The organism is Bacteroides sp. CAG:189, from assembly GCF_000432295.1.
Taxonomy (GTDB): domain Bacteria; phylum Bacteroidota; class Bacteroidia; order Bacteroidales; family Bacteroidaceae; genus Bacteroides; species Bacteroides salyersiae.
Map to the genome: position 1 here is coordinate 5,761 of NZ_HF991096.1, position 9,579 is coordinate 15,339.

Genomic DNA, 9,579 nt, shown 5'->3' on the forward strand with positions numbered 1-9,579 from the left:
AATGCCGAGGTTATATAATCAGTACTCTCAATTCCTGCATTCATAACAAACCAATGACAGATTTCCACCGTTTTAGCAAAAGAAAATTCCAGCCAAGGAGTAGAATTGTCAGTAACACACCATTTCGTATCTAAATCGTCATCAACAGCCTTATCCGCCCCCTCATTACTACCATTTTGATGAGAAGCTTGAACTGTCTGCGGAACCAATTTCTCACCACATCTGTCTTCTGACAAATCAGTAAACACCGGCAAAGAAGTCACCTCAGATACCGGAATTACATCATCATTCACATTATCAGAAAGAGTAATTGCAAAAATATATAAATCTGTATTAGTTGCTATCATCAAGTCTGTAGCATCATAATTTATCGGAATCGCATACTTGTACATATGCATGAATCCATAAAGATCATTTTTCCCATTTTTAGTATGCCGATGAGTAGCTGTAAAAGCCACATTTTCCTTACAAAATCCTCCTTCCTCGTTATATTCGGTTTCCCATGCTCCAATTGTTTCAGCCCAATATGGAACATGAAATGAATAAGACTTCCCTCCTACGGTAAATTTAGCAATAGTTCCTTCTTTCTTACTACTCGCAGCCAACACATACATTTTCTTTGCATTTTGCATAGCCGGCAAAGCAATTGAGATTTTACTATCTCTACATAAAAAAGCATTTCTTTGTTTAGCTTCACGATTTCCAATCTTAAACTCAACACCCCCCGAAAACAAATTGTCAGAAAGCAATTCTGCAGGATAAGCATAATCAATACCAGTTGACATATCATTTCTACTATTATCATAGCTCATTACATCACGATTATAACTCAAATCCACAATACAAGATGAGGGAGGAGTTACTCCAGTTTCTTGTAAAGCCAATTTTAAAGCGAAAGTTTTCGGTTGGAATTTTCCAATATTAAAAGCCAATTTATTATTAGAAAAAGAAGCATTCCCGACTTCTTCTTCAATACCATTAACCTCACGTGCCGACAAAATTGTACTAGGAAACGTAAGTTCTACATTATCTTGATTATTTCCTGTCAATTCATATACACGTACTATGATCTCATCCGATTCTTCTGCTTTCTTTAGTGCTTTTATAGCTACTTTATCGGTATTTAACGAGACAAATCCAAAACTCTTCCCCAAGAGACCTGCATATTTAGGTACTTGGAAAGCTAATATAGGCTGATTAAGACGGGAAGCCTCCCATTGTGTACGTTCATCCCATTTGCCTTCATGACTATAAAAAGAATATGTAAACTTATTTAATCCCAAATCCTGATCTTTTTGATACGAATAATTTCCCGCTACAGCAGGTGTATGAATCAAAGTCAAACGTAATGTATTATCATTTGGTTTATCCCATCCATATTTACAATCATTTAAGATAGAAACTCCATATTCGCCATCAACAGCGGTTAAATCGGCCCATTGATGTCCAGCTACTTCATATAAGTTTTCTTTATTATTTCCACGCTCAATAGCCCCTATAGACAAATCGTAAGTTGCTTTTGAATTTGCACTTTGCAATGGAAAAGCTACCTTTAACAACTTCCCCCTACTTTTCCAATTCACTTCATTAACAAAGTCAATCCGATCACTCACTTCACTATCTGTCAAACGTATATATTGTACAAATTCAGATCCAGCTTTCGTTCGACAGATCTTTAAACTAACTCTCAACGGACCATTCTCTACTATCTCAATTTTCACATTTTCATCCACATAGGAAGGCGTATTATTTAAAGTTTCATAAACTATTTCCCATGCAGGAAAGCTATCCGACCGATCATCAAACAAAAGCATCTGTATAGGCATTCTCAACAAAAGTTTGTCCAGCTTTTTATCTTTAATCTGCCGAACATCTCCTGTCCTTGCATTAAGAGTTACAAGATAACGATCATTTTCAAGAGTAGTTTCAGTAATTTTCAATGAAGAAGATAATTCAGAGGTCTCGTTCAAGCGTATCTCATAAGTGGCATATCCCAATGAGGCTACAGTAGCCTTAAATATAAAAGAAAGTTTGCCCGTAGTACTATCATATCCCGTTATTTGAGACAAAACTTCTTCACCCGCCCCATCTAATATACGTATTTCGGAAGGCTCAGAAGCTACAGTAATCGATGCTTCAACCACATCGGTCCGTTGCACAGAAAGAGGATTGTAAACTACCAAAGGAACGCCTTGTACTTGTGTATCCATCTGACGCACTAATGCCCCAATGGTACCAGTAAGCGTGTTGGCTAAAGTCTGATTCACTAGCACTTCGTCATTGTAAGAAATTGTATAAGCACTCGGGATAGAAGTTCCGGTCAAGTCATCATGGAACTGATGCCACAACAAACGTATCCAGGATTCAGTCAGAATATCCGACGGATATTCTGCGCCTCCCACCCATGCAGCAGCAACCGATGCTTTTTCAGTAGCATCAGCCAGCAGTTCGTTTTTACGATTCCAGTATTTCATAATGGTCTGAGAAGTATAACATCCAGTACCATGCGTTTTCATTGGTAATTCATTGTCCCAAACCACATACTTTTCATTACGGTTTTCATCTAAGTATTGAAAGATAGCGTCCGGAGTCCATAAATCGACTTTTACCGGTCCGTCTGAATTTATACTCTGCTGTAACCAATAAGGAGTACGTTCACCTTCTTCACTTTCAGTATCTTTCAATCCGCCTCCTCTATCCCCCATCGGACCAACATATCTAAATACCGATGCCAAGCCATATTTCTGATAATTTTCCTCTGCAAGTCGATTCATATCTTCATCCTTAGACATATCTTTATTATATTGTTTATGTGCATCATAGGCCTCCCCTTTAAAGATAGCATACACTTCAGAACCATCTACGCCTTTCCAAATACCAAACGGTGGCAATGATTTATAATCATAAGCCGATCCCCAAGAAAGTTTCTGTGTATGAAATCCCGTTATTCCACAATGCTTTCCTAAAGTAGGTAGAGAGTATGGAAAACCAAAACAGTCAGGAAGCATAATGTCAGTTCCTCCTTTTCTCCCGAATTCTTTTTTATAATAAGATTGTCCGTACAGGAAATTTCTGATAACAGATTCGGCAGAAGGCACCATTACATCACTTGCATTGATACTTCCTCCACTAATATGCCAACGCCCTTCAGTAATATACTTCTTCACTTTTTCGTATTCCTCCGGATAATATTCTTTCATCCACATATAATGGATAGCCGCCTCAAAATTAAAATGAAAGTCCGGATATTTCTCAAACAAAGGAAAATTCTGAGTCATCGTATTCGGAATATATTCTTCAAGAGTGGTCCGGGCTGTCCAATTCCACTGAGTATCCAAATGAGACGTAGAAATAAAAATACATTTCTTCTCATCAGCCTGTCCCCAAATAGTTGCGCTCATACATAAGGCCAACAACGTTACTGATAGATTTTGTTTAATCATGATATCTTAATTATTTGTTAATCGTGATACTTTGTTGTAAAAATAGTACATACCATAATACCATACAACTAAATGAGTGAATCAAATACTCATTTGGCATATTATGTCCCTTTTTAAAACACACTACCAGTCATAGGCATCGTTATTTTAGCTATTTTTGTAATATTATTAATCATACCTATATGCACATGAAAATACAAATTTATTCCCTCGTTTTAACATTCGTATTATTACTTATTCCACATACAGGAACAGTAAATACCAAACTACCGATCACATTAGAAGCAGCCAATGCTCAATTAAAAGGAAATGGTCCTACCATATCAGAACATGAGAATGGAAAAATAGTAGAAAACATTACATTCGGTTCCTCACTCGAATATACAGAAATCGAAATAGAAAAGGCCGGAACCTATAAATTTGAAATCAAATACCTGACAGGAGACACCAACCGCCCAATGTCAATAACTGTAAATAACTACGACCCTGTCATCGTCCAATTTCCACAAACAACCGCTTCGTGGGGAAATCCGGCTGATGCCAATACCGCAACAACCTACCTGCACTTTGATACCGGTAAAAACAACATCAAAATCACTCCGTTAAAAAACTACGGACCAAACTTGGTGCGGTTCATCATCAGCAAATCCGATAAGTACATCGATGAAAATGTATATCCCTACGATTTCACAGATGATGCGACAATAAGTTCGTCCGATGATAATGAAACACTCGAGAATCTAACAGATAATAATTACAATACCTTATATAATGTACCCGAAAAAACATCTGCAACAATTACAATCGATTGTAAACAGCCTGTTTTATTAACAGGATATCTATTATCCGCAGGAAAAACGAGTACCGAAGACGTAGGTAAATGGATATTGGAATATTCGGCAGATGCACTAAACTGGAAAATGGTAATCCCCTCTTCTTCCAAATCGCACGAATATTCTACTATTTTTCAGATAGACCGGAACACTTCGAACGCCGTTACGGAGACTGCACGTTATTATCGCTTGAAAGCAACCGGACACCCAAGTGTCAGCGTTGCCGAACTACAACTGTTCGGAATTCCCTTCACTGAATCCGGAGAAGCATTCGTTGAAGACATGATGGCCGGAATTCCTGTAGAAGAACACACCAGTGCAACACCGAAAGGTGAAAACGGACATAGCTTTCTCAACTTATTCGACCGCAAATTATCTACCAAATATTATGGAAAGTCCGCCAATACCTTCTTTGTCATAACCGAACCCGCACAGCCCCAAGCATTACAATATTACACATTAACTTCCTGTGAAGATGCAATAGACAGAGATCTAAAATCCTGGAATATAGAAGGATACAACGGGTATACTTGGGAAACGATCGATGAAAGACACGATTTCCTGTTTCCCTGCCGATTAGCAACTATGAAGTTCAAAGTAAACAGCACAAAAGGATATCAAGCTTTCCGCCTAAGAATGCAAGAAACAAATGGCAGTTCCAACTTCCAGTTATTGCAATGGCAACTGTTCGGTAAGAATGCTTCTATCAACCAAAAGCCTCAGACTCAATGGAGGAAAAAGAAATCGCCCATAACAACTCCGTGGTATGATACTATCGATCCGGAAAATGTATTAGGAGAATACCCTCGCCCGCAAATGGTACGTGATAACTGGCTCAATTTGAATGGAATTTGGGATTTTAAAGAAAGTATCGGCATGGGAAGATACCGTTCTGCCCAACTTTTCGACAAGAAAGTTTTAGTTCCATTTCCTATTGAATCAGCATTATCCGGCTTAATGCTAACTGACCATGAAGAACGCCCTTACAAAACTTATCTATACAACCGGACATTCACCATTCCTTCCGAAATGAAAGGTAAAAACATTCTTCTCCATTTCGGTGCAGTGGACTGGAAATGTGAAGTTTATGTGAACGGAAAACAAGTAGGCACCCATACAGGAGGATATGACCCGTTCAGCTTTGATATAACCTCAGCTCTAAAAGAAGAAGGAGAGCAAGAATTACAAGTCCAGTTCATGGATCCTACTGATGCCGGAGGACAACCCGTTGGAAAACAAAAAATTCAGAATGGCGGTATCTTCTATACCCCTTCATCGGGAATCTGGCAGACTGTATGGATGGAGGGAGTAAATAATAGTCATATCAGTGAATTAAGTATTATTCCCGATGTGGACAATAGTCTGGTCAAAATAAAAATAAACGGAAACAATGCACTTTCATGTCAAGCCATCATACGCATTTATGATAAAGGTTCTTTAGTCACAGAGAAAATCGGCAAAGTATTTCAAACCATCGAATTGCCGATTGCACAACCTAAATTATGGAGTCCCGATTCTCCTTTCCTTTACGATGTAGAAATAGAATTACGTTCCAACAATCAAACCGTAGATAAAGTAAAAAGCTACTTCGGTATGCGAAAAATATCAATGGGAAGTGAAAACGGAAAAGCCTGTTTCATGCTCAACAACAAACCGATTTTTCAATTCGGTCCTCTGGACCAAGGCTTCTGGCCCGATGGTTTATATACCGCGCCAAGCGATGATGCATTGATTTTCGACATTGAACAGACCAAAGCATTAGGCTTTAACATGTCACGCAAACATATCAAAGTAGAACCGGCACGTTGGTATTATCATTGTGACCGACTGGGGTTATTGGTATGGCAAGACATGGTAAATGCCGGTTCGGATCAAAACTTATTGGGTGATGACGAATGGGTAAAAAAGAATTTCCTGAGTGAATGCGATCACATTGTCAGCAACCTGAAAAATCACCCGTGTATCGTCACCTGGATTGCCTTTAATGAAGGATTCGGACAGTATGCGGATAATAGTAACCATACCCGCAATGCCTATAACCGGATCAAAGCTTTAGATGATACCCGTATCGTCAGTTCTGCCAGTGGTTGGGTGATTTTTGATAACGTAGGACAAGTAGCCGATATGCACAGTTATCCCCGCCCCGGTATGCTTCCCAATCCTACTTCCAACCGGATATCTGTATGTGGAGAATATGGTGGAATCACTTATGTTATAAAAGACCATGTCTGGAAAAACAGTGATATGGTATATGTATCGGTAAATAGCGGTGAAGAATTGAAAGATCTGTTCAATAGCTATACAGATTTGCTGAAGCCTTTGCAAGCCGATGGATTGGGAGGTGCCGTATACACACAGCTCACCGATTTGGAAGGAGAAGTCAATGGCCTGATAACCTATGACCGGAAAGTCGTAAAAGTAAATGAACAACAGAAAGAAGAAATCAAAAAAGTGATTTCACACACAATCAAGTCTTCTGCCATCGAGCTGGTCCCTACAGCATTAAGAGCTAAAAAAGTTCAATGGAAATACACTAACAACACACCAGCCGAGGATTGGAATACTATAACTTTCAATGATACTTCGTGGAATACCGGAGTTAGTGGTTTCGGTGATGGAGGCGCACCTAACACCACTTATGACAATAAATCCACAGTAAATACAGAATGGAAAAGCAACCATATCTATTTAAGAAAGAAATTCAACGTAGCAGAAAAAGACGAGAAACTCCGTAACAATCTACGCCTGACGCTTTATCACGATGACGACTGTGAAGTTTATATCAACGGAGTATTGGCTTTCAGTACAACCGGATACACCAGTAATTACACAACAGTAGATGTCAGTAAGGAAGCCAAAGCAACTTTAAAAGCCGGAGAAAATTTAATTGCTGTAAAATGCACTCAATTCTCGGGTGGCCAATACATCGATGCAGGATTAATCCTGGAGTATCCCGTAAATGAAGACGATGGCGGCACCGGGCTTCTTGCACCCTCTGCCTCCGTAAACGACCTTTATCTGTCTCCAAACCCAACTAAAGGTTATTGTTCAATAGAGGGTACCAATTCGGAACTGATAAATGAAGTAAGAATCTTCAGTCTATCCGGAAAAACAGAAAAAACATTCTCCAACAAGGTATTTAACATAGACGACATGGATAAAGGCATTTACCTGATACAAGCCTATACAAAAGCCGGACAATCGTATTCATTAAAACTAATTAAAGAATAATACCCACATCTCTATATAAGAACATGAAAATAACAAAAAAAATAGCAGTATTCGCCATTCTGGCGGCATCTTTTTGTTGGAGTATGAATGCAAAACCCGTATTACCGGCAATATTTTCCGATAACATGGTCTTACAGCAACAAACTCAGATCCCGATATGGGGGCAGGCAGGCAAAAGAAAAGAGGTAAAGCTCACCGCTTCATGGGATGGAAAAACCTATATCGCCCCTACCGACTCCGAAGGAAATTGGAAAATCGAAATTCAAACACCAAATGCAGGAGGTCCCTATGATATCAGCATTTCAGATGGTAAAGAGATCAAGCTATCCAATGTTATGATTGGAGAAGTATGGATATGCTCCGGGCAATCCAATATGGAAATGCCTATTAAAGGATGGGGAAAAGTAATGAATTTCCAACAAGAAATCAATCAGGCCAATCATCCTGATATCCGTTTATATCAAGTGAAAAAGACCATTAGTCCTATCCCTCTTACAAAAGGAGAAAGCACAATGGGAGGATGGCAAAACTGTTCATCACAAACCGTAGAAAATTTCTCGGCAGTAGCCTATTTCTTTGCCCGTGAATTAAATCAAAAATTAAACGTACCAATAGGAGTTATTGATGTGACCTGGGGAGGAACTCCAGCCGAAAGTTGGACGAGCGGTAAAACACTGGATACCATGTGGGAATTTCACGAACAAATAGCGCTTACCCGAAAAGCAGAAGACAATATGCCGGAAGCCATAGCCATATACAATCGGATGATGAACGAATGGGAAGCACAAGTCAGACAAAAAGACCCGGGATACAACAATGAACACCCCTTATGGGCGGAAGTTGATTACGACACTTCTTCCTGGGGGACCATACAAATTCCAGGATATATAGAAGAACAAATCAATCCCGGTTTTGAAGGATTCATCTGGTTACGTCGCGAAATAGACCTACCGGATGAATGGTTAAAGCAAGATTTGAAAGTAGAACTGAACCAAATTGATGACGATGACATAACCTTTTTCAATGGCCATGAAATAGGTCGTACGTATGGCATAGGTACTGCACGTCACTATGCAATTCCACGTAATCTATTGAAAAAGGGAAAAAACATATTAACCATTCGCTTAGGAGATACCGGAGGAAACAGTGGAATTCCGGGAGATCCCTCCATGCTTTATGTCACAAACGGTAAAGGAAGAATATCTTTGGCAGGAGAATGGCAACAGCAAATCAGTATTTTCAATAAAAACGAAGTACCACAACAACCTCTGTCATTCCAGACATGCCAGTTCTACCCGACAGTACTATACAACGGAATGTTACATCCGCTTATCCCATTCGGAATGAAAGGCGTTATTTGGTATCAAGGAGAAGCCAATGCAGACCGTGCCTACCAATACCGCGACTTGTTTCCTTTAATGATTCGTGACTGGCGTACTAAATGGAACAAAGACTTTCCTTTCTATTTCGTACAATTGGCTAACTTCATGCAACGTTCAGAAAAGCCGGAAGAATCGGCTTGGGCCGAATTACGTGAAGCTCAAACCAGAACTTTAAGCCTGGAAAACACAGGCATGGCTGTTACAATCGACATAGGTGATGCCAATGACATTCACCCCAAAAACAAACAGGAAGTAGGACGTCGGCTTTCATTAATAGCCCTTAACCAAACCTATGGAAAAAATATTAACTATTCCGGACCTATTTATAGTCACATGCAGTTAAGAAACAACGAAATAGAAATATTTTTCAAACACACTAACGGTTCATTGATTGCTCAAGGAGGCGAATTAAAAGGATTTACGATCGCCGGAGCAGACCATATATTCTACCCGGCCGAAGCAAAAATAATCGGTGATAAGGTCATTGTCTCTTCCCCAAAAATCACTTTCCCAATAGCTGTACGCTATGGTTGGGCCAATAATCCGGAATGTACTTTATACAATAAAGCGGGACTTCCCGCCTCTCCTTTCCGCACAGACGACTGGCCGGGAATAACCCAATCTTCCTCTAATCAATAAAATCAAAAGATTTATTGAATACACATAAAAGAACTACGGCCCGAATTCTTT

The 9,579-nt window shown here is 39.4% G+C and carries 3 protein-coding genes; 2 read left to right on the top strand and 1 reads right to left on the bottom strand.

All coding sequences use genetic code 11. The features are described from left to right. The coding region (locus QVP90_RS13675) for a glycoside hydrolase family 38 C-terminal domain-containing protein (protein WP_288204534.1) at window positions 1–3,443 on the bottom strand (3,443 nt) is incomplete at its 3' end. Between the two features lie 188 nt (window positions 3,444–3,631). On the opposite strand from QVP90_RS13675, the gene QVP90_RS13680 reads away from it, so the two are divergent. Both QVP90_RS13680 and QVP90_RS13685 read left to right on the top strand, forming a co-directional pair. Then, window positions 3,632–7,507 carry a sugar-binding domain-containing protein gene (locus QVP90_RS13680; protein WP_264381062.1) on the top strand — a complete coding sequence of 1,292 codons (3,876 nt, stop codon included), beginning with the start codon at window positions 3,632–3,634 and terminating at the stop codon, window positions 7,505–7,507. Window positions 7,508–7,530: 23 nt separating this feature from the next. After that, window positions 7,531–9,528: a sialate O-acetylesterase gene (locus tag QVP90_RS13685; protein WP_005934225.1), complete on the top strand. Its 1,998-nt coding sequence runs from the start codon at window positions 7,531–7,533 to the stop codon at window positions 9,526–9,528. Window positions 9,529–9,579: the final 51 nt, after the last annotated feature.